The sequence below is a fragment of the Streptomyces sp. MUSC 14 genome, assembly GCF_001866675.1.
Taxonomy (GTDB): Bacteria; Actinomycetota; Actinomycetes; order Streptomycetales; family Streptomycetaceae; genus Streptomyces.
Genome location: NZ_MLYN01000029.1, coordinates 44,219 through 63,318, shown reverse-complemented (window position 1 = coordinate 63,318; position 19,100 = coordinate 44,219). Strand labels below are relative to the sequence as shown.

Genomic DNA, 19,100 nt, shown 5'->3' with positions numbered 1-19,100 from the left:
CTGCGGTAGCAGATGAGGGTGCAGGCGATGCTGGATGGTCTCGCCCTTGTGGGCGGACAGGCTGTCCAAGATGACGTAGAGCGGGGCGCCGTCCGGGCGAGCCGCGCGGATCGGCCTGAGCGCGGCCAGGGCTACGGCGGAACGGCGGACGTCGTCGCGTACGCAGAACGGACGGGCATCCCGGTACGGGTGCTGTGGCCGAAGAATGCCAGCCGCTGACCGCCTCCGGGTGGTACGCGCCAGACTGCCTGGCCTCGCATGAGATGCCGGGCCATCGCCCGCCGTGGCTCCGCATACAACAGTGGACCAGCCCCAGGCACTACGCGCGGGGCTGGTCCACTGCGGTACCCGATCGGGCGGCAACCCCAGGGAGCCCGGCACCGTGACCGCCGTCTTGGGAAGGTGCGCACGGTACGGTCCGGGCATGACGACACCGGAGCACTCCCCCACTCCTGCCGAGGTCTGGCCGGGATGGACCCCGTCACAGGCCGCGCAGGACGCCTACGGCCGCCACCTGCACGACGCCGCCCGCGCCATCCACACCGCCCTGTTCGCCCGCTCCTACGACTGGGCCAAAGCCGTCGAAGCCTGGCAGCACTCTCCCGAGACACAGCCCGACGTGTTCATCGCCTCCCACCTCGACCAGCGCGACGACATCCTCGAAGCCGCCGCCGCACTCGACCTGATCGCCCTGTGCCACGGCTCCGGCAGCTACCACGACAGCGCCACCCAGCGGGGCATCACCGACCCGGCTGCGGAAGTGCGCAGCGACGCCGCCACCCTGGCACTGCTCCTCGTCGCTCACGACCGGCAGCAGCCCGAGGCGAGCCGGACCGGCCTGCCCGACATCGCCACCGGCCACGGCCCCGCCGACGACCAGACGAAGGACTCCGCCCGCGCCTACGTCCGCGCGGAATGGGCCGCACGCCAGGAACGCTGACCTGATGGCTTGCCGGGCCCTCAGCTCTGGCGAGGTTCCGGCGTGCAGCATCTGACAATGGCGGCGGCCACGTCTTCGGGATGCGAGACCGGTGAGAGGTGGCTGGAGCGCAGTTCGGTGACCGTGGCATTCGTCCGTTCGGCGGAACCACCGCTGCAGCCCGGGATCGAGGATCTGGTCGTCCACAGAGAGGACGTAGGTGCATGGCAGGTCATGCCACGCACCGCGCGCTGAGGGGCTCGAGAAGCACGCGCCGTGAGTCGGCTTCTGCAGTGCCGCCAGTACCCGGGTCGTCGCCGCCGGAACATCGGCTCCGAGCGCATCCCCGAACAGGTCGGGGTCAACGATCGACCAGCCATCTTCGCTGAACCGGATCGCATCGCGGCCACGGGTCACCGCGCCACGGTCGCTCAGCATCCGGATCGTCTTGGACTCGTCGGGGGCGTAGGCCGCGACGAACACCAGCGCGGTAACCCGGGCGTTTTGATGCGCGGCCCCGGATATCACCACGCCGCCGTAGGAATGCCCCACCAACGTCACCGGACCGCCGAATGTCGCAATCTCCCGCCGCGTCCAGGCGATGTCCTGTTCCAGCGAGGTCAGTGGCAGCTGGATGGCCAGCACACGGTGCCCCTCGTCTTGGAGGGCGGCAATCACCGCCTGCCAGATCGACCCGTCACTCCAGGCTCCGTGCACCAGCACGACGTTCGCCACTGCCGCCTCCATGGTTTCCCGACCCACGACCGGCGCCGTTAGCCGTCCCCGTCGCGGATAGATTTCATTGCAGGCGCTACGCAGCCATGCTGGGACGGCGGGTTCTGATCCAGGAAGTTGATCTCGTGGCCTTTCGACATGGGACCGCGATCGGATGACGCTTGTCGACATGAGACGGCGTCGGCTGTCGCTCGGCCGACACGCTGGCGACGACGTGGCCGGGGCCGCCAGTGCCGCGACGAACGCCGCCTTTCGTGTGCGGGGCAGGGGCTTGCCCGAGCGCGTCGAACTGGCCGAACCCTGACGGTGAGGCGGAGCATGGCGCACCGGGAACTCGATGGGACCGCGGCTGAACATCCACGTCGAAGGTATATTCCGCCCCGCCGCTCGGCGCGCAGGTCCCGAGTACACCCTCAGCCCAGGTCTGCAGAAGATCCGCGAACAGGGGGCATCACGCGTGGGCCGAGGGCCGCGCCTGGCCATGGGGGAAGCCGGAGGGCGAGTCCGAGCTCCCGAAGGTGCCGGCCGATCCCATCGCCCGCGGCGAGGCACTCAGGTATCGGTGGCGGGGCCGTGGAGGCCGCCAGCGCCTTTGAAGGTCTGCAGCACCGGGGCGCTGTCGACGCTTTGTACGCCGTGCAAGGTGGAGATCCGCGTACTCAGGTATGTGTACAGCGCGGGGATGTCGCGTGTTGCCAGCGAGGCGTGGAGGTTGGGGGACCCGCTCGTGGCGGCGACGAAGGCGACCTCGGGGTGTTCGGTGAGGGCGAGTCCGACGCGTTCGAGATGTGCGGCCGCCTCGGCCCCGCCTTCGAACCGTGGGCCGAGCGCACCTTCCCGGATCATCGCGTGATGGTCACTGAGTAGACCCGCGTTGCAGCGCCTCCAGCCCGTCAAGGATGGCCTGAAGGCCGATCTGGAATGTGTTGTCGGGCGCCGCGCCGTAGTCGGCGCTGTGGGTGTCGAGGCGGGCGCGCAGTCGAGGGAACTGTGCGGCGATCTCGCGGGCTTCGGCCTGGGCTTCGCCGATGGCCTGTTCGGCGTCACCGCTGCCGTCGCGCCGCAGTTTGCGGGTGAGTGAGGCTGTCGCGGCTGGGCCGAGGGCGTTGCCGAGGACGAAGGTGAAAACGGCGGCCGCGGCCTGGTCGGCTGCGGGGCCGGCGAATCCCGCGGCCTCGTAGATGGCGAGGAGGTGGTCGTCGTGGCGGGCCTTGCCGGGGCCGAACATGAGGAGGGAGCCAAAGGCCTGCAGCAGCCACGGGTGGCGGGTGAGCATTGCGTACAGGTCGCTGGCCATGATGGTGGCCGCCGTGCGCCAGCCGACCCCGTCGGGGTCGGGCAGCGCGATCTCGTGCCACAGTTGGTCGCCGGCGAGGGCGATGAGGTTGTCCTTGCTGCCCACGTGCCAGTAGACCGCGGTGGCCGCCGAGCCCAGCCGCTGGCCCAGTGCCCGCATGTTCAGGCCCTCCAGCCCTTCGGCGTCCAGCAGGGTGATGGCTGCAGCGAGGATCTGTTCGCGGGTCAGTGTGTTGCGGGGCATGGATTCACGATAGCCCTCGACTTGCACGCCGTTCAAGAAACTTCTTGCACTGTGTTCAAGTCGTTCGGTAGCCTCCACTTGAACACAGTGCAAGTCGCCGCGATGCCCGAGGCGCCGTGCGAGAACCACACCGATCGAGGGGGAATCGAGATGTCACACGATGCGCTGGCGGAGTTCGTCGAGGAGAAGGCCAAGGAGTTCGGTATCCCGGGTGCGGCGGTGGGAGTCCGGGTGGACGGACGGGAGCTGACCGTCTGCCACGGCGTGACGAGCATCGACAACCCGCTGCCCGTCGACCGGGACACACTGTTCGTGCTGGGCTCGGTCACCAAGACCTACACGGCGACCGCGATCATGCGCCTGGTCGAGCAGGGGCGGGTCGAGCTGGAGGCGCCGGTGCGCCGCTACGTTCCCGAACTCCGGCTCCCCGATGAGGACGCGGCCGCGCAGATCACCATCCTGAACCTGCTCAACCACACCGCGGGGCTGGACACCCGGATGGTCTTCGACAGCGGAGACGGAGACGACGCGCTGGCCCGCGAGGTGACCAACATGGCCGAGGTGGCGCTGATCGGCCCGGTCGGTGGCCGCGCCTCCTACAGCCAGCTCGGCTACAACCTGCTCGGCCGGGTCGTCGAGAACGTCACCGGCGAGACCTACGAGGCCGCTGTCACCTCACTCGTCCTGGAACAGGCCGGCATGACCGACAGCGTCTTCACCGCCGGACAGGCCATCACCCGCCGGTTCGCCGTGGGCCACAACCTCAGCGAAGGGGCGCTCAAGGTCGCCCGAACTTGGAAGGACACACGCGGCAACAACCCGGGCGGCGGCCTGGTGTCCTCGGTCTCCGACCAGTTGCGCTGGGCCCGGTTCCACCTCGGCGGCGATGACCTGGCGCGGCGCATGCAGGAGCCGACGGCGGAGCTACACGGCTCCACGCTCGGCGACGCCATCGGCCTCGGCTGGTTCCTGCGCGACGTGGACGGCGCGCGCACCGTCGGGCACGGCGGATCGACCAACGGTCAGTTCGCCAACCTGCTGCTGGTTCCGGAGCGGGACTTCGCCGTCGTGGCGCAGTCCAACGCCGGGCCCGACAACGGCCTGGAGTTCAACCAGGCCGTGCTCCGTTGGGCACTCGAACACTACCTCGGCGTGGTCGAGCGGGACCCCGAGCCGCTCCCGTACGACCCGCAGCGCGCCCAGGAGATCACCGGGCACTACGAGAACGAATTCATGACGCTGATCATCGACACCGACGGTGACACGATGACGGTTGAATGCCGGATCAAGCCTGAGATCCGCGCGGCGGCCGACAGGGAACTGCCGGCGGACCTGCCGCCGGCCGGCCTCGGCCTGCTCCCCGGGAACGGCGACGAGTACATCGTCACCGGCGGCGGCCTGATCGGCCAGCGCGGCCTCCTCACCCGCGATGCCGACGGCGCCATCATCGGGGCCGACATGGCCGGACGGTTCTTCAACCGGGTCTCCTCGACACCCTCCGAGTGACACCTTGGGAACCCCCGGAGAGCACCGCAGGCGAGGCTGGCACAGCTTCGCCCAGGTCCACAACATTTGATGCGATGAAGGGGCGGGGCCTCCGCCCTCGGGGGCCGGGTACATACCCGGTGTTCACGTTCGTCATGGCGAAGGAGGCCCCTGATGAACGAGTACGACGGACACCAGTACGTCGGCATCGACCTGCATCGCAGGCGCTCCGTGATCGTGCGTCAGACCGCGGCACGCAGCTGAGCGCAGTGCGCATCGCCAACGACCCGGTCGCGCTGGGCCTGCAGATTGAGCAGGCCGGCAGCCGCCCGGACGTGGTCGTGGAAGCTACCTACGGCTGGTACTGGGCAGTTGACGTGCTTCAGGCCGCCGGGGCCGAGGTCCACCTGGCCCACCCGCTGGGCGTGAAGGGCTTCGCCTACCGGCGCGTCAAGAACGACATCAAGGACGCCTCGGGCCTCGCCGACCTGCTGCGCATGGGGCGTCTTCCGGAGTCCTGGATCGCCCCGCCCGACCTACGGGAGTTGCGTGAACTGGTCCGCTACCGGGCCAAACTGGTGGACCTGCGCAGTGGGCTGAAGGCCCAGGTCCACGCGGTGCTTGCGAAGGCCGGGGTCCTCATCGCCGTCTCCGACTTGTTCGGCACCGACGGCCGCCGCCAGTTGGGGCAGACCACGCTGTCCGGTGCCGACACCCAGCGCGTGGTCTCCCTGCTGAAGCTGATGGACATCGTCGACGCCGAGGAAGCCGTCTTCAGCACCCGGATCGCCGAGCGGCTTCGCGGCCACGCCCACTGTGGGGCCATCCGGGGCTGCTCGGCATCGGACCGGTCCTGGCCGCAGTACTGGTCGCCGAAATCGGCGACATGCACCGGTTCCCCTGCGCCGACCGGTTGTGCTCCTGGGCCGGACTGACCCCGCGCCACTACGAATCCGACACCGTCGTGCGCCGCGGGCACGTCACCAAGCAGGGCAGCAAGCTCGTGCGCTGGGCCGTCGTGGAGGCCATCCGACGCGCCACCACATCCAAGATCGCCGAAGACCGGGCACGGATCGAGGCCCGCCGCGGCAGGAACATCGCGAAGGTCGCCGCGGCCCGCAAACTGCTCCGCTGGTCTCCTACGGGCTGCGCGACGGACACATCCGCGCCCTGGCCCGCCAGGCGGCGTGAGCAGCCCGGGTGGCGGCAGGCGCGCGGCCGGGCAATTGTCTGGCCCCCTCAACGGCGCGGCCGTGGATTTGATTGGCCCTGTCTGCCCCACGTCGTATCGCTCCATGCGGCCCAGCGCCGCGAAGGAATGACCGGCAGCCGAGTACGGCCCTGCCCTCCCGCATCGCGGACTGGAGAACAGCGACACCCACAACCGCATGCTCACACCTACCCCGGGACCACACCCCGGCCACGAGTCGGTCAGCCCTGCCCTATACCGCCAACAACCAGCAAAAACACCAACGTTGACAGAACCCGCCCCTTCAGGAATGACAATTACTCCATCAGCATCCGAACCACTCCTGATGTCAGTTGGATCAGCAGTGCCACTGATCCCTTCGGGCGGATCCGCTGCACTGACTTCGTGCCTGATCAGTGGGGTGCTCGTTGTTCCCGGCAGGATGGCAGGCATGGGCCATTGGGTGTACGAGTTCTCGGGCTGCCCCGACTCCGGGGACTACCAGCAGATCGCGGATGATGAGGAGCCGGGCGATGTGGTGCTGCGTGAACGCCCGTGCGGTCTTCGCATCGTGGACGGGTTCGTGCGGGAGAGCGTCGACGACATGATGATGGTGGCCCGCTTCCGGTGGGTGGTCAGCGGAGACCCGTCCGCGGTGGCAACGGCGGTGCTGCAGGCATCCGGACGTCCGCCCCTCGCGCGGCGGGATGCGTGGCCGGTGCCTACGGGCAGCGAGCCGGAGCCCAGCAAGTCTGCTTGAGGGACGTCCCGAGACCGCCGTCGTGGCTGTGCGCGACGGCCGTCGCGCACAGCCGTTCTCCTACTCCTCTGTGGCGGGTTCCTCAGCCTCGGTCTCCTCGGCCGCGGGGGTCGCGGGTTCTTCAGCGTCCGTCTCCTCAGCTGCGGGGGTCGGCGATTCGCCCTCCGCGGGGCCGGCCTCAGTCGTGGCCGGTGACTCCTCGGGGGTGGTCTCCGCCTCTGTCCCCTCGGTCGCAGTGGGCTCCTGTTCGGTGTCGCTCACGTGCTCACCGCCTTTCCGTGCTGACAGGCAGGAGGAGGCTTCAGGTGTCGCCTGGTCGGACGACCGTCATGATGCGGAATTCATTACTCATGATGTCACCGAACAGCGTGATTTGTGGGCTTCGGTGGACGGTCAAAACCGACGTGCTCACCGCCCCAGCACAGGTGCTGACGGCCACCTTGAGAACGATCAGTCCCGTGGGTTTCGCGGGAGGCCGGCTGTCCGCTCCTGCGGGAGGTCCGGCGGGTGACTCGCCTGGTCATCAGCGTGACCGGCACTGGCTCACAACTCAAGCCCCCCCGAGGGACCCGCGATGACTGTCCTCATCCCGTGGCGTCCCAACCACCCGTTCGGGGGGCGCTGTCGGGCGCGGGCCGGTCGGGTCGGGTTTGTCTGGGTTGGTAACCGGCCGGCGCGCAAGAGCCCGGTCTGGCCCTATGCGAGGAGAAACCGTGTCCCAGAGCATCAAGCAGTACAAGGACGCGCACACCGTCATCTACGGCAGCACCAGCCTGGACCGTCTCGTCACCGAGGAGCAGGCCGGTCACGCGGCCGCCTGGGAGGCCACCCAGAAGCTGAAGAAGTCCGGACAGCCGACCGACACCCAGAACCTGTCCCACACCCTGGAGGCGCTGGCCCGCCAGCAGGCCGACCGGCTCGTGGTCGACCTCGGCCTGGACCACCTGGACGATGAGGAGGTCAAGCGTCACGCGGTGGCCGCAGCGGCGCGTATCGCCCCCGAGTTCGCCACCGCCTGACCGCGACGACCTGTGCGCCATCGGGTGCCGACGGCAACGCGCCGGCACCCACCGCGTTCGCTCCCTGCTGCTCTCCCGGCCGTACGAGGCTGCACCGTCGCCCAACAACTGACCGCCGCCCCCACCCGGTCCGCCGCCGCGGGACGCGGGGGCTGCCCCGGCGGACCAGGGCGTCGGCGGCCGGCCGAGACGTTGGAGACGTCGCGATGGAGGCGCAGCCGGGCGTCGTCGCCGGCAGCGGCGAGGAGGGTCGACCACAGGGGGTTTTCGGGGGAGGTGTCGCTTTCCACCAGCGCCAGCAGTTCCACCTTGTCGTCGTGGTCGAGGCGGCCCAGTTGATTCAGGCCGGTCTTCTGCTGGATCTCCAACCAGGTGGTGGTGCGTCCCTCGCGGGCCGCCTTCTTCAGCGCACCGCGGACGGCCAGGGCGAACTCGGTCGCCGCCGCCTACGGCGCGGCGGCGACGATGTCCGAAGGTAGTCACCCCCTGTCCACATCGCCCGAGCCATACCCCTGCTTCGTCCCTCGCTCGCCGCATGCACACCTGCCTGAGCACAATTGCCTGCTGCCTTCACACTCCCACCCACGGCGTGGCCCCGCGCGCGGGCCCGGGGCACTCCCATGGCGTTCAAGACTCGCAATGGCGTCCATGGCGGGATCTGCTATACCCCGGCGCCATGGGCGATTCACGACTTGCCCTCGTGGTCCGTTGAACCGCCGGCGCCCGGCGCTCACGTTGTAGGGATGAAGTCCCTGATCGAGATCGTCCTGAAGGCTCTAGTCGGCGGCGTGTTCGTGGTGGGGTTCGCCTTGCTGGCGGAGGCCTTGCGGCCCAAGCGGCTGGCGGGCGTGTTCGCCGCTGCGCCGTCGGTCGCGTTGGGCGGTCTGATCCTCACGGTTGCGTTCAAGGGTGACGGCGACGCTGAGGAGGCTGCACGGGGGATGGTTGCCGGGGCGCTCGCGTTCACCGTCTACCGTCTCGTCGACGTTCCGGCGCTGGGCCGGTTCGGGGCCGTGCGCGGGTTGGCTGTGGCACTCGTGGTGTGGTTCGCAGCGGCGGGCGTCATCGCCTTTGCCGTGGCGCCATGAGCAGGTCGGCGAGGCCCGCAGGCGGGAACGGAAAGCACGACGCCCAGGACGCCGACCGGGTGCGGGGCGAGGTGCGGGCGGCCTCGCACATGCCGCGCAAGGACTTGCTGGTTCGGTTCGGCTTCGGCGCGGGTGTCTCACTCCTCGCCGCTGTCGCATCGGCGGTGTTCGGTCCGTTCGTCGGCGGAGTCTTCCTCGCCTTTCCCGCCATCCTGCTGGCCAGCCTCACTCTGATGACCAAGGAGGAAGGGCTCAGCAGCGCCCGTGACGATACGCGTGGCGCAGTCCTGGGCACTCTCGGGCTTGTGGCGTTCGCCGTCGTCACCACGGTTCTTCTCGATCACCACTCGGCATGGCTCGCGCTCGGGGCTGCGACGGCGGCATGGGCCGTGGTGTCGCTCGGCGCCTATGCCATCGTCCGAGCAGCGGGGCATGGAGGTGACGAACGTCCGGACACATAGCCGAGCCCCCTCGTGTGCCCACACGAAACACAGTTCGGGACCAAACGCCACCGCATACCGGAGGTCGCACCGTACGGTCCGCCCGAAGCCCTGGCCTGGGGTTCAGCGCCCCGTCCGCAGGAGGAGCGCACCATGGCCGGACGCCGTCACCGCAGCGGATGACGGATCCACAGCACAAACAGCACTCCTCGTGCGAGCGCCCACGGCTCGATGCGTCTCGCGACGGTGATCGGCACGCACGCTCGGCATGATCCTGATCACCAACCGCTAGGCCACCATGTAGGTGCTGCGCTCCGGGACCTGGATACCGCCCCCACCCGCCGCACCGAAGCTTCAGCAATCTCGTCGATCCTTGAGCGATCGAACCATGGACGCCGCACAAGCCTCACCCCGTGTCGCCGGCGCTGCCTCAAGGCGGCCGTCACCGCGCACGCCGAAGCCTCCGGGGAGAACAGGTTCGAGCTGGAGCAGGCCGCGAAGAAGGCAGTCCGGCACGCCGAGGGGGATCCGGCCGGGTAGCCGCCGGTGCCGGTCAGCCCACTGCCGTCGGTACACGCCTACGCTTGGGGTGTGGGCGTGCGAATGTCGTGGGCGTGGGAGGTGGACGGGATGGCGGGCGCCGATTTCGCGTCCGTCGACGATGCCGCCACGGCCATGGCCAGGAGCGTGGAACTGGCAGCCTCTCACTTCGGGACGGACCGGCAGCGAGAAGTGGTCCGCTCGTGCGTGATCCCCACGAGCGACCGCATGCGCACCGAGGGCGCGCGCACCCTCGCCGAGGGCCACAGGTGGTTCGGCGAGTGCCAGGGCCTGTACGTGCGGATGAACCCCGGGGGACGCGACAGCTAGCAGAGCCTCTAGTAGTCGGGGCACCCGGGGGAATTTCACCCCCGGGCTCCCACGGAACCGTACGTGACAGTCTCCCGTCATACGGCTCTCATCGTTCTGGGCCTCGCCCCTGCCGGGGCCGCCCAGGTCCAGTGAGCGAAGTACTTCGGGCGCACGGTATGGCCGTGGGCCCAACCGTCGCAGGGCTTGTTTCGTCCCGACCCGGTACTTCTTCTGGATCCACCGCAGCAAGTAGGTGTTGATGCGGTCGAGCAGCGGATACAGCGCTGAGCGATAGAAGCGCCCGTAGTAGTTCATCCATCCCCTGACCACCGGATTGACCGTCGGCCCGGGTCAGATGACTCCTGCGCGGTGCGCCGGTGCAGTCTCCAGGACCGCACTGTCCTGCTCAGCCTCTTCAGGGCTTGCTTACTGATCGCGGGCAGGAACGCGGTGAACATCACCCCGTGTCTGTCCTTGGCTCCCCGCGGCCGGAACGTGAACCCAAGGAACGTGAACTCGGTGACCGGAAACCGGACCCGACGGTTGTCGTCCTTGCCGTACACGATCCTGGTCTTGTCCGGACGAAGCTCCAAACCGACCTCGGCCATCCTGGACCGCAACGCGGCCAGGACCCATTCCGCTTCCGCCAGGGTGCGGCAGTGCACCACCGCATCGTCGGCGTAACGCTCGAACGGGCAGGCCGGGTACTCCCGAACCATCCACGCGTCGAACGCATAGTGCAGAACCAGGTTCGCCAAGACGGGCGACACCGCAGAACCCTGGAGCGTGCCCTCCGCCCTTTCCGTTGTGGACCCGTCGGGCAGACACAGCCCCGCGGCCAGCCACCGCTTGACATACAGCACCACCCAACGGGCGCCGGTGTGCACCTCGACCGCGGCCACCGCCTTGTCCCAGGGGACGGTGTCGAAGAACTTCCGGATGTCGAACTCGACCACCCAGTCGAATTGCCAGCACCGCTCCCGGCAGGACGCGACGGCGTCCAGTGCCGACTTGCCCGGCCGATACCCGAAGGAGTCCGGGTGGAAGATCTGCTCCACTCGCTCCGACAGGTGACCGGCCACCACCGTCTGCGCGACCCTGTCAGCGACGGTGGGCACCGCCATGACGCCTGACCGGCGCCTTTTCCCCGGACGCTCACCACGACGGTCTTCAACCAACGCAGCTCGGGGCGGTTTGACGCCTCCTACCGCAGGGCGACGCCGAAGCGCCACAAGACCTTCATCTTCCGCACAGCACCACATCAAGCAGGGTCTCTACCTACATCAACCTCACTCTCAGTGTTCGTGGGGGTTCGGCTCTCTCGCTGGTCACTCGGGCTCGACCCGTGTCTGGAGCTGCTGCCAGCAGTGGTGGACGTGCTGTTCAGCCTCGCGCACGACGGAGGCTGTAGCGTCGTCGGAGAGCGTCACCGCAGAGGGCACGGCTTTGCCGGCGCGGGATGCGGCGCGACCGTGCACCCGGTGGGTGAACCCGAACCAGGTGGCTCGGCCGCTCTGATGGAGGATGGCTGCACGGGCAACCAGGATCGTGGCGATGACTGCGGCGGCGGTCAGCGCGGCGGCCGCGTGCTGCTCGGACATGGCGGTGAGGGTCCTTCGGTTGGGTATTGGTCGGGAGAGGGGGCCGGTATCCGTGTCGTACCGGCCCTCCCGCATCTTTAAGCGCGTCAGCCGGGCCAGGTGCCGGTCAGGCGGCGGGTGGCGGTGGCGCCGGCGCGGTCGACGGCCGCTTTGACCCCGGCGAAGATCGCGCCTTGCAGCGTGGCGGCGAGCAGCACCTCGCGCCAGGAGCGGTCTTCGTCGGTGGCGTCCGGGGCGTCCTCGTCGTGGCCGAGCATTTTCCACGTCTGCTTGAACAGCGTTCCCGCGGCCATGCCGCTGACGGCACCGAGGGCCAGACCGACCGGCTTGTAAGCGATCTTGGATGCCTTCATCCGGAATTCATCCCTTGCGGTGGCGGCATGCCAGCCACACCACGGCCGTCACGCCCGCTGCAGCCAACAGCACCTTGCGGTTGTCCCGCGCCAGCTGCGCTCCCTGGGCCGTCTTCTGCCGCACTGGCTCGGGCGCCTTCTCCTCCCACGTCTGACCGGCCTGGGCCGCCTTCGTCCGGGCTTGTTCGGCGGCCTGGGCGGCCTTGTCCTTGACTGCGTCAGGCAGCCTGTCGTGCGCCTGGTGGGCCAGGTCGGCGGCTTTCGCTTTCAGTTCCCCGGCCTTGGCCGTGGCTTGCCCCTTGATCTCGCCGGCCTTCGCGGCGGCCTGGTCCTTGACCTCGGCGGCCTTCTCCTGGGCGCGCGCCTTGACGTCGGTTTTGGCTGCCAGTGCCTGGACCGTCTGCCTGAGCTCTTCGCGGGTGCGTTCGACCTGCTCGCGCAGTTCGTCGGGGCCGGCGGCGGTGGGCTCGTCGTGAGGCGGCTGGGTCATCGCTGTGCACTCTCCTTGATCTCGGCCACGTCGGCCTTCACGTTCTCGACCGTCTGCTCGCGCGTGGGCGGCGCGGCCTGGTCGACCTGCTTCTTTCCACTCATGGCCATCACCGCGGCGATCACACCCAGGACCGCGGTCACGATCAGCCCGGCTGCCCATACCGGCAGCGTCACTGACAGCGCAGCGATCACGGTGGCGATCAGCGCCTGCAGCATCAACAAGCCCACGACACCGGCGCCGCCGAACAGACCACCGCCCCTGCCGTAGCGCTTGCCCTTCTCCTTCATCTCCGCCCGCGCCAGGCGAAGTTCGCCGCGCACCAGCTCGGTCAGCTGCTGCGAGGCCCGCTGCACCAGCTCACTCACCGCCTCCTGGCCCAAATGGTCCGCGCTCCGGCCGGATCCGGCAGATTGCAGCTGGGTACTCGACACGGCGTTCACCTCCCCGTCCCTCTCAAGTTCCAGCAGGCCGGACGGTGCCATGCGCCCGACCCTCCGATGAGCGCACGAGTACCCCTAACAGGCGAGTCCAGGGCACACGGCGTCGCCCGCTTGCACCGCTCCGGCGCCCAGCACGCCCGACCCGTTTGCGCGGTGCGGCGGCAACCGGTTTGACGGTCAGCCAATTCGGAATCATGACCGCGGACAAACGGATCACGTCCCGTCTCCTCGGTCCTGCGCCTGAGCGGCCAATTCCGTCGCATCGTCGTGCGGTGCGCCGTACGCCACCGCCCAGGCGCGTTCTTCGCCTGCAGTTGCTTGACCTCCACCCGCAGCTGCTTGACCTGCAGAACGAGGACGTCGACGCGCAGACAAGCGCGGCGTTCTCGGCCAGGGAACGCGGGTGGGGCCATGCGTATCACCGAGGGTGCCGGCGGAGCGGGACGCAGGTTCGCCTGCCCCCGTCACCCCTTGGAAATCCCCGCGCCGAGGGAAGGCCACAACACCATGACCGGAAAAGAGGTGAGCTCTCCGAGATGGGACTCGCACGGCTCGGCGGGCCTTGCTTCCGGACCCCGCTTGCAGCGGGCAGCCCCATGGCCAGCTGCCATACCGACGTGATCAGGCTACGTCGCGGTAGCGCGGGGCCGGTCAGCGCCCTGCGACCGGCTTGTGCTGTGGACCAGCCGGAGATGATGTCCACGGGCGTGCTGGGCCACCTTCGGCCGGTCCGGCAGCCAGTCCTCGATGCGGTCCATCCCGTACAGCAGCAGGCTCAGTACAGGCAGCAGTGTCCTGTCTCAAGGAAGTTAGTCGTCCGCGCGACGCTGACCTGCGTGGACTAGGTCGGATGAGACGGGTGGACTTGGTTCGTTGAGACGAAAGGTCGGCGCCTGGACCGATGGGGACTTGCTGATGTTCCGCTCGTCGCCTCAGGTGATCTGGCTCCTGGCATGGGAGCAGGCCACCAGGAAGGGATGTCGAGGAGCCGTCGGTGTGCACGCCCCTACCGGGGCGTGCACACCTGAAGAAGGTGCCTGGGCCGGTCGCGGCTATGATCCGCATCTTCGAGCGATTGGGGACCTGGTGGGGATATTTCGGCGCGGAGAACGTCGTGATGGGGTGGACCTGCCGCGCGACGGCGAGTTCGAGTTCCTGTCCGAGGCGGAAGCCGCCCGGCTGCGTACCTTCGTCCGCGAGGCATTCGCGGAGCGCGGCATCGAGGTAGCGGTCGAACCGGGCCGCGTGACCACGGACTCGGGTTGGCGCTTCGGTCTCTCCAATCTCGCGGCCGTTTGCCACAACGACAGCCGCGGCCCCCGGTGCTGGCGGACGCTCGTAGACGAACATGTCGACCGGGTCATCCGATCGTTGGATGGACCTCAGGCTCTCAAGGCCCTGCCGCACGAACAGCTCCTGGCCCAGCTCTACCCCCGCTTCATTCCCAGCGATCCCGCGCTCCTGAAGGCCTTCGGGTACGGTCCCCCTTCAGTCCCCGGGCTGCTGGAGGTGCTGGCGCTCGACCTCCCGGAAACCGTCGACATGCTGACCGCGGACTCCCTCTCCAACCTGGGTGACATCACGGCCCTTCGAGACCGTGCGTTCCAGAACCTACGAGCCGTCCGCGTTGACAAGCACAAGGTGGTCAGGGACAAGGACGGCTCCCACTTCGACGTGCTGACAGGCGGCTCGTACTTCACCGCGAGCCTTGCCCTGGTCCTGGACGAGGTCGTACTCCGCTACACCAAGGACGCACCGGCGCCGGACGGAATCCTGGTCGCGCTGCCGCACCGGCACCAACTCGCCTTCCAGGTCGTCCGCGACAGGAACGTGGCCTCCTCGCTGCACGCCATGGCCCGGTTCGCCGCCATGGGCTTCGAGCAGTCACCGGGCGCGCTGAGCCCCTCGGTGTTCTGGTGGTACGAGGGCAGCTTTACCCAGGTCGCCACCCAGGACGACGCCGGCCTGCACATCAAACTCACCCAGGAGGCCATGGACCTGGCAGCACGTTTCGCGGGCAGGTAGCCAGGCCTGTCTCGACACGGCGCCGCGGACCACAACGATTGAGACGACGGACGCCATCTGCGGGCGGCGAACCAGATCACATGAGATTCGAGGGAGCTCACCATCTCAAGTGATCTGGTTCCCAAAGGTCCCGGCCCTGACTCTGAACCAGATCCATCGAGGCGGGCCAGCTGACTTTCAAAGCGTGGTGTCGTGGGGACCAGCGTGATCGAGCCTGGTGACGGCTGCTTTGGCGGCTCGCTCGATCTTCGCGCACTGGGCTGCCCAGAAGGCCGCGTCGCGTTGGGGAGTCGCGTACTGGGCTGTTGTGCCTGTCGACTCGTCGAGTTGTTCGCGCAGGATGTCGGCATGTCCGGCGTGCCGGCTGGTCTCGGTGAGGATATGGACCAGGATGTTGAACAGCCTCACGTTGGGCCGTGGCCACCAGGGCACGTAGCCGGGGGAGTCAATGGCCAGGTCGGTGATCGTCTTGTCTGAGTGCTCCCAAACGCGACGGTAAAGGTCGATGATCTCCTCACGTGTCTCGTGTTCGGTCGCCCACATGTCGCCGCCGGGCTCCCCGGCGTCGTCCCATCGAGGCAGAGGTTCGGGGAACGGCCGGTCGAAGACCTCCCCGAAGTACCTGGACTCCCAAATCGACAGGTGCTTGACCAGGCCGAGAAGGTTCGTGCCCGTTGAGGTCAGGGGGCGGCGGATGTCGTACTCGCCGAGCCCGTCGAGCTTCCAGAGCACCGCCTCGCGGATCTCTCGCAGATCGCTGTGCAGGTACTCTTTCGCGAAATCATCGATCATGGGGCACGAGCCTGTCATGTCGTTCGCCGCGCGACCAGGAAACGTGCGCACTGGAACGGCAACCTCGAAACGGCCCGTCACGCAGTCCGCAGCGGTCACCGACAGCGTCCGTGCAGCGCGTCCATATACGACAACTGAGCGCACGGCGATCCAGGGGTCCAACCCATCCAGTACTCCCGGCGCCCTCAGTCGCGCGACTAGGTTCGCTGAGACAGAAGCCCGAACGACTCGGTTCGTTGAGAAAACGACTCGATTGAGTGAGACAGGACAAGCAGCAACACAGCGACGGCGATCACGGTGACAGATCCCTCCGGCCGGCGATGCAGCCCCTCTCGACGGCTATGGGCGCCAACGAGAGCCGGGCGCCCGTACAGTCGAAAGCGGTCCGGGCCGGATTCATTAACTATGACTCTGGCCCGGACCGCCTTGTGCGCGAGGCTCAGTCGGTTCGTCGGGTGGAGCCGAGAAGCTCGCGGTAGCGCTTTGCGTGCATGGCGAGGTTCTCGTCGGACATGGTGCGGGCGCCGTGCAGAACCAGCGGCTCGGCGAGACGCATGCCGATCAGGCGGGCGGTGGCGTCGAGGGGCGCGAGCAACTGGGTCATTGTGAAACGGGAAGTGGGGTCGACGGAAGCGTACGACTCTTCCGGCCCGCCTGTGGAGGTGACCAACTGGAGGGTCTTGCCGCGCAGTGCGGAACCGCTGCTGCCGTAGGCGAAGCCGTAGGTGAGGACCTGGTCGATCCATGCCTTGAGCACTGTGGGGACGGAGTACCAGTACCAGGGGAACTGCCACACGATCCGGTCGTGGTCGCGCAGCAGTTGCTGCTCACGGGCGACGTCGAAGAGGCCATCGCGGTAGGCAGGGCCGAGCTCATGGACGGTGACGTGTGCGAGGTCGCTCACGGCCTCGGCCAGGCGGGCAGTGATGCGGGAGGAGGCCAGGTCGGGGTGGGCAACGACAACCAGGGTGCGCGAGGAGGGCGGGCCGGCTGAGGTCGCGGAGAGAGGGCTGGGATGACGCATCGGAGTTGATCCTTGGCTGTGGTCGGCTTACGGGAGAGGCGGAGCAGGCGACCCGTACGCCACCGTGGACGTCAATCAGGTCTGCCGGTGACGTAGGTGTCACTCACTTGATGGAGCACGTGTCCCATGCCTCGATTTAGTGACGGATCGTTCCGTCATGGAGTTTGTGACGGAACGATCCGTCTGTCAAACTGACACCGTGCCCAGCGCGCGGCCAAAGGGCCCACCGCGCACCGCGTCGACTCGATGCGACGCATGACAAGCAGAAGGAGCGCGTCATGGCTCGCAAGACAGCGGAGGAGAACCGGCGCCACGTCCTGGCCGTGGCGAGCCGCCTGTACTACCAGCGCGGCATCCGCGCTGTCGGTATGGACCTGGTGGTCAAAGAGAGCGGGGTCGGCAACGCCACCGTCTATCGGCAGTTCCCCAACAAGGACGCTCTTGCCAGCGCCTACACACAGGACCGCGCCGACGCCTGGTTCGCGCGTATGCGCCAGGTCTCCGACCAGGTCGACGACCCGCGCGAGAAGCTCCTCGCGATCTTTACGGCCGTCATCGAGGAGACCAGACTGCCCACCTTCCGTGGCTGCCCCATGCTCAACACCCATACCGAGTTCCCCGACCCGCAGCACTCCGCAAACCGTGTGGCGGTCACCCACGAGCAGAGGGTCCGCCATTGGATGCGTGACTTGGCAGCCGACGCCTGCGCTCCCGACCCCGAGCAGCTCGCAGACGATCTGGTCCTCGTCCTCAATGGTGTGTACGTCACCGCCACCGTCCTTGGCCCCCAGGGCCCCGCCCAGCGCACCGGCGAGCTCGTCCGTCGCCTCATCTGGACTGCCTGCGACGAGCCAGGCCGCCCCTGAATCCGGCACCATGCCTGACCAACCGGGCGCCAGGAGGGGGTCGTTCGGCCCACCGTGCAATCCTGACAACGCCGCGGGATCCGCTCGCATCCACGCCCGTACCTGCCGGAAAACGATGGGGCCGGACGGTCAGAGCACCATCACACCCGGCCGGTCCGGTACCAGCAACGCACCATCCGGGCCGGCGGTCGACACAGCGTGAGCAAGACACCGCATTCACAGGCGCCCCTATAGCAGAGGGACGCCGGGTACCGTCCTGACCAGGTTGAAGCCCTCGCGGGCGGCGTATCGCCTGAGGTATCGGATGATCTCACGTCGGGTCTTGCCTTCCTGGGTGCGGCGTTCGTAGTACGCCTGGGTGCGCGGGTCGTGGGGCAGTCGGGTGAACACGATGCGGTGCAGGGCCGCGTTCACCTGCCGGTCGCCGCCGTAGTTGAGCCGGCACGTGCTCCGTCGGCCCGACGAATACTCGACGGGGCTGACCCACACAGGGCGGCGAAGGACGCCTCGGTATTCAGCCGCTCGGGGTTGTCCCCCATGGTGATCAGCAGAGTGACGGCGCTGTCCGGACCAATACCCACTGGTGCCAGCAGCTGCGGGGCGTGGCGTTTGACGAGCTGGGTCAGGCGTTGGTTCAGCTCATTGAGCGCGCCGCGCCGGTATCCGCATGCTGTTCGACCACCTGGCGACTCATCCAGGCGAGACGTGGCAAGAGCGCTGGGATGCCTCTGGCTTCAACGCGGAGAACGCCCCGCCGGTCAGCATCCTTGCCGCAAACCGGAGCCGGGCCAGCAGCGCAACCTCCGCACTGAAGATGGCCTTCGGCCTACGGATCATCCAGCCGTCCCTGTCGGGGTTCCGGGTGAACAGGTTCTCCGGCTACGCGGAGCCGTTCCGGTTACTGCAGGACGATCCGGCGCTGGACGAATTCGTCAAGGTGGTCGACGCCCATACACGGCTGAACTCGGTCCACAAGCACAGGGCGAAGTTCGACGCCACCTGCGCGCTCACCACCCAGGGCATCGCCCTGGAGCACCTGACGCCCTCGGCACTTCTGCACTACTCACTGGCGAACAAGCGGCTCGGGCTCACGCACGGAGCCTGCAACAAGGTACGTCCTCCCTGGCCGATAAACAGGTTCCGAGCATTGCTCCACACCCGCTCGCTGACGCTGCTCGACCGCGATCAGGTGTACGCGCGCCTCAGCGCCGGCGGACCTGGACTACGGACTGCTGTACCGCGCCGTCGAGCGCCTGCGGCTCCGGGAGGTGTTCGCCGAGATCGGCCTCGACACGATGGATCCGGCGGGGCATCGGCTGCATGCGGTGGTCTTGGACGCCGGCTTCCGTGCCCTGTTCGTCGGGGCTCTCGCTCATGCTCGGCGGTACCGCCGCCTCGGGCGCCTATTTACCGGCGCGTATCGGCGAACTCCGTTACCGCCACGCACCAGGAAGGCGGCTGTGGGTCCGCGGACGGGAC

The 19,100-nt window shown here is 68.1% G+C and carries 24 protein-coding genes and 3 pseudogenes; 12 read left to right on the top strand and 15 right to left on the bottom strand.

What is annotated here, in order from left to right:
• Positions 1 to 424: 424 nt before the first annotated feature.
• Positions 425 to 940 carry a hypothetical protein gene (locus BIV25_RS52895; protein WP_071373732.1) on the top strand — a complete coding sequence of 172 codons (516 nt, stop codon included), beginning with the start codon at positions 425 to 427 and terminating at the stop codon, positions 938 to 940.
• Between the two features lie 177 nt (positions 941 to 1,117).
• Here the strand turns inward: BIV25_RS52895 and BIV25_RS54435 are convergent.
• The 3 genes and pseudogenes from BIV25_RS54435 to BIV25_RS20040 form a co-directional block, all read right to left on the bottom strand.
• Positions 1,118 to 1,666, bottom strand: a pseudogene (locus BIV25_RS54435) (alpha/beta fold hydrolase); the annotation flags it as partial.
• A 540-nt stretch (positions 1,667 to 2,206) separates the two neighbouring features.
• Positions 2,207 to 2,500, bottom strand: coding sequence for an Lrp/AsnC ligand binding domain-containing protein (locus BIV25_RS20045; RefSeq protein WP_071373731.1), 294 nt, complete (start codon positions 2,498 to 2,500; stop codon positions 2,207 to 2,209).
• A 10-nt stretch (positions 2,501 to 2,510) separates the two neighbouring features.
• Entirely contained in the window at positions 2,511 to 3,194 is a 684-nt protein-coding gene (locus BIV25_RS20040) for a TetR/AcrR family transcriptional regulator (RefSeq protein ID WP_071373730.1), read from the bottom strand.
• 150 nt (positions 3,195 to 3,344) lie between these two features.
• Between BIV25_RS20040 and BIV25_RS20035 the strand changes: the two genes are divergently transcribed.
• The 4 genes from BIV25_RS20035 (at position 3,345) to BIV25_RS20025 (ending at position 6,628) form a co-directional block, all read left to right on the top strand.
• Positions 3,345 to 4,700, top strand: a complete 1,356-nt coding sequence (locus tag BIV25_RS20035; protein WP_071373729.1) for a serine hydrolase — start codon at positions 3,345 to 3,347, stop codon at positions 4,698 to 4,700.
• 248 nt (positions 4,701 to 4,948) lie between these two features.
• Positions 4,949 to 5,614 carry a transposase gene (locus BIV25_RS52890; protein WP_256255930.1) on the top strand — a complete coding sequence of 222 codons (666 nt, stop codon included), beginning with the start codon at positions 4,949 to 4,951 and terminating at the stop codon, positions 5,612 to 5,614.
• A complete protein-coding gene (locus BIV25_RS54430) occupies positions 5,566 to 6,387 on the top strand; it encodes a transposase (RefSeq protein ID WP_371273045.1) in 822 nt (273 codons plus the stop codon). The genes BIV25_RS52890 and BIV25_RS54430 overlap by 49 nt, the downstream gene beginning before the upstream one ends.
• Complete coding sequence (locus tag BIV25_RS20025; protein WP_079176749.1) at positions 6,320 to 6,628, top strand: hypothetical protein; 309 nt, start codon at positions 6,320 to 6,322, stop codon at positions 6,626 to 6,628. Before BIV25_RS54430 ends, BIV25_RS20025 begins: the two co-directional genes overlap by 68 nt.
• Before the next feature lie 60 nt (positions 6,629 to 6,688).
• Here BIV25_RS20025 and BIV25_RS20020 read toward each other — a convergent pair whose 3' ends face one another.
• On the bottom strand, positions 6,689 to 6,889 hold the full coding sequence (locus BIV25_RS20020) for a hypothetical protein (RefSeq protein ID WP_071373727.1): 201 nt from the start codon (positions 6,887 to 6,889) through the stop codon (positions 6,689 to 6,691).
• Between the two features lie 40 nt (positions 6,890 to 6,929).
• Positions 6,930 to 7,067, bottom strand: coding sequence for a hypothetical protein (locus BIV25_RS51140; protein WP_177235341.1), 138 nt, complete (start codon positions 7,065 to 7,067; stop codon positions 6,930 to 6,932).
• Positions 7,068 to 7,341: 274 nt separating this feature from the next.
• Here BIV25_RS51140 and BIV25_RS20015 point away from each other — a divergent pair, with 274 nt between their 5' ends.
• From BIV25_RS20015 to BIV25_RS51135, 5 genes are all read left to right on the top strand, one after another.
• Positions 7,342 to 7,647, top strand: coding sequence for a DUF3759 domain-containing protein (locus BIV25_RS20015; RefSeq protein WP_071373726.1), 306 nt, complete (start codon positions 7,342 to 7,344; stop codon positions 7,645 to 7,647).
• Positions 7,648 to 7,853: 206 nt separating this feature from the next.
• A complete protein-coding gene (locus BIV25_RS20010) occupies positions 7,854 to 8,126 on the top strand; it encodes a hypothetical protein (protein ID WP_071373725.1) in 273 nt (90 codons plus the stop codon).
• 264 nt (positions 8,127 to 8,390) lie between these two features.
• Entirely contained in the window at positions 8,391 to 8,735 is a 345-nt protein-coding gene (locus BIV25_RS20005; RefSeq protein WP_177235340.1) for a DUF3147 family protein, read from the top strand.
• Between the two features lie 89 nt (positions 8,736 to 8,824).
• Complete coding sequence (locus tag BIV25_RS20000) at positions 8,825 to 9,196, top strand: DUF3147 family protein (protein ID WP_177235339.1); 372 nt, start codon at positions 8,825 to 8,827, stop codon at positions 9,194 to 9,196.
• Positions 9,197 to 9,766: 570 nt separating this feature from the next.
• A complete protein-coding gene (locus BIV25_RS51135) occupies positions 9,767 to 10,045 on the top strand; it encodes a hypothetical protein (protein ID WP_177235336.1) in 279 nt (92 codons plus the stop codon).
• Between the two features lie 234 nt (positions 10,046 to 10,279).
• On the opposite strand, the pseudogene BIV25_RS52885 reads toward BIV25_RS51135, so the two are convergent.
• From BIV25_RS52885 to BIV25_RS19970, 6 genes and pseudogenes are all read right to left on the bottom strand, one after another.
• A pseudogene (locus tag BIV25_RS52885) lies at positions 10,280 to 10,342 on the bottom strand (hypothetical protein); the annotation flags it as partial.
• Positions 10,339 to 11,151 (bottom strand): reverse transcriptase domain-containing protein, encoded by an 813-nt coding sequence (locus BIV25_RS19990; RefSeq protein WP_071373722.1) that lies wholly within the window; start codon positions 11,149 to 11,151, stop codon positions 10,339 to 10,341. The gene BIV25_RS19990 and the pseudogene BIV25_RS52885, both read right to left, overlap by 4 nt.
• A 204-nt stretch (positions 11,152 to 11,355) precedes the next feature.
• On the bottom strand, positions 11,356 to 11,628 hold the full coding sequence (locus BIV25_RS19985; RefSeq protein ID WP_071373721.1) for a hypothetical protein: 273 nt from the start codon (positions 11,626 to 11,628) through the stop codon (positions 11,356 to 11,358).
• An 86-nt stretch (positions 11,629 to 11,714) separates the two neighbouring features.
• Entirely contained in the window at positions 11,715 to 11,981 is a 267-nt protein-coding gene (locus BIV25_RS19980) for a DUF4235 domain-containing protein (protein ID WP_071373720.1), read from the bottom strand.
• Positions 11,982 to 11,988: 7 nt separating this feature from the next.
• Positions 11,989 to 12,471, bottom strand: coding sequence for a DUF3618 domain-containing protein (locus BIV25_RS19975; RefSeq protein ID WP_071373719.1), 483 nt, complete (start codon positions 12,469 to 12,471; stop codon positions 11,989 to 11,991).
• Entirely contained in the window at positions 12,468 to 12,839 is a 372-nt protein-coding gene (locus BIV25_RS19970) for a phage holin family protein (RefSeq protein WP_071373756.1), read from the bottom strand. The genes BIV25_RS19975 and BIV25_RS19970 overlap by 4 nt, the downstream gene beginning before the upstream one ends.
• Before the next feature lie 1,197 nt (positions 12,840 to 14,036).
• Here BIV25_RS19970 and BIV25_RS19965 point away from each other — a divergent pair.
• Positions 14,037 to 14,939, top strand: coding sequence for a hypothetical protein (locus BIV25_RS19965; RefSeq protein WP_256255929.1), 903 nt, complete (start codon positions 14,037 to 14,039; stop codon positions 14,937 to 14,939).
• A gap of 177 nt (positions 14,940 to 15,116) precedes the next feature.
• On the opposite strand, the gene BIV25_RS19960 is transcribed toward BIV25_RS19965, so the two are convergent.
• Together BIV25_RS19960 and BIV25_RS19955 are read right to left on the bottom strand one after the other, a co-directional pair.
• Positions 15,117 to 15,731, bottom strand: a complete 615-nt coding sequence (locus tag BIV25_RS19960) for a DinB family protein (protein WP_071373717.1) — start codon at positions 15,729 to 15,731, stop codon at positions 15,117 to 15,119.
• Between the two features lie 439 nt (positions 15,732 to 16,170).
• The gene (locus BIV25_RS19955) at positions 16,171 to 16,755 is read right to left on the bottom strand and encodes an NAD(P)H-dependent oxidoreductase (RefSeq protein WP_071373716.1); all 585 of its coding nucleotides are present in this window, start codon (positions 16,753 to 16,755) and stop codon (positions 16,171 to 16,173) included.
• Positions 16,756 to 17,033: 278 nt separating this feature from the next.
• Here BIV25_RS19955 and BIV25_RS19950 point away from each other — a divergent pair, with 278 nt between their 5' ends.
• Positions 17,034 to 17,621 (top strand): TetR/AcrR family transcriptional regulator, encoded by a 588-nt coding sequence (locus BIV25_RS19950; RefSeq protein ID WP_071373715.1) that lies wholly within the window; start codon positions 17,034 to 17,036, stop codon positions 17,619 to 17,621.
• Positions 17,622 to 17,849: 228 nt separating this feature from the next.
• On the opposite strand, the pseudogene BIV25_RS19945 reads toward BIV25_RS19950, so the two are convergent.
• Both BIV25_RS19945 and BIV25_RS51130 read right to left on the bottom strand, forming a co-directional pair.
• Positions 17,850 to 18,160 (bottom strand): annotated as a pseudogene (locus tag BIV25_RS19945) (transposase).
• A gap of 663 nt (positions 18,161 to 18,823) precedes the next feature.
• The gene (locus tag BIV25_RS51130; RefSeq protein WP_177235337.1) at positions 18,824 to 18,997 is read right to left on the bottom strand and encodes a hypothetical protein; all 174 of its coding nucleotides are present in this window, start codon (positions 18,995 to 18,997) and stop codon (positions 18,824 to 18,826) included.
• Positions 18,998 to 19,100 lie beyond the last annotated feature (103 nt).

What these genes read in the sequence shown, in the direction of transcription:
- BIV25_RS54430 (WP_371273045.1), top strand. Translation starts at nt 5,566, where the DNA reads ATGCACCGGTTCCCCTGCGCCGACCGGTTGTGCTCCTGGGCCGGACTG.
- BIV25_RS19955 (WP_071373716.1), bottom strand. Translation starts at nt 16,755, where the DNA reads ATGCGTCATCCCAGCCCTCTCTCCGCGACCTCAGCCGGCCCGCCCTCC.
- BIV25_RS52895 (WP_071373732.1), top strand. Translation starts at nt 425, where the DNA reads ATGACGACACCGGAGCACTCCCCCACTCCTGCCGAGGTCTGGCCGGGA.
- BIV25_RS20045 (WP_071373731.1), bottom strand. Translation starts at nt 2,500, where the DNA reads ATGATCCGGGAAGGTGCGCTCGGCCCACGGTTCGAAGGCGGGGCCGAG.
- BIV25_RS20035 (WP_071373729.1), top strand. Translation starts at nt 3,345, where the DNA reads ATGTCACACGATGCGCTGGCGGAGTTCGTCGAGGAGAAGGCCAAGGAG.
- BIV25_RS20005 (WP_177235340.1), top strand. Translation starts at nt 8,391, where the DNA reads ATGAAGTCCCTGATCGAGATCGTCCTGAAGGCTCTAGTCGGCGGCGTG.
- BIV25_RS19985 (WP_071373721.1), bottom strand. Translation starts at nt 11,628, where the DNA reads ATGTCCGAGCAGCACGCGGCCGCCGCGCTGACCGCCGCCGCAGTCATC.
- BIV25_RS20025 (WP_079176749.1), top strand. Translation starts at nt 6,320, where the DNA reads ATGGGCCATTGGGTGTACGAGTTCTCGGGCTGCCCCGACTCCGGGGAC.
- BIV25_RS51130 (WP_177235337.1), bottom strand. Translation starts at nt 18,997, where the DNA reads ATGAGCGAGAGCCCCGACGAACAGGGCACGGAAGCCGGCGTCCAAGAC.
- BIV25_RS19960 (WP_071373717.1), bottom strand. Translation starts at nt 15,731, where the DNA reads ATGATCGATGATTTCGCGAAAGAGTACCTGCACAGCGATCTGCGAGAG.
- BIV25_RS20010 (WP_071373725.1), top strand. Translation starts at nt 7,854, where the DNA reads ATGGAGGCGCAGCCGGGCGTCGTCGCCGGCAGCGGCGAGGAGGGTCGA.
- BIV25_RS19975 (WP_071373719.1), bottom strand. Translation starts at nt 12,471, where the DNA reads ATGACCCAGCCGCCTCACGACGAGCCCACCGCCGCCGGCCCCGACGAA.
- BIV25_RS19950 (WP_071373715.1), top strand. Translation starts at nt 17,034, where the DNA reads ATGGCTCGCAAGACAGCGGAGGAGAACCGGCGCCACGTCCTGGCCGTG.
- BIV25_RS20040 (WP_071373730.1), bottom strand. Translation starts at nt 3,194, where the DNA reads ATGCCCCGCAACACACTGACCCGCGAACAGATCCTCGCTGCAGCCATC.
- BIV25_RS20000 (WP_177235339.1), top strand. Translation starts at nt 8,825, where the DNA reads ATGCCGCGCAAGGACTTGCTGGTTCGGTTCGGCTTCGGCGCGGGTGTC.
- BIV25_RS19990 (WP_071373722.1), bottom strand. Translation starts at nt 11,151, where the DNA reads ATGGCGGTGCCCACCGTCGCTGACAGGGTCGCGCAGACGGTGGTGGCC.
- BIV25_RS19980 (WP_071373720.1), bottom strand. Translation starts at nt 11,981, where the DNA reads ATGAAGGCATCCAAGATCGCTTACAAGCCGGTCGGTCTGGCCCTCGGT.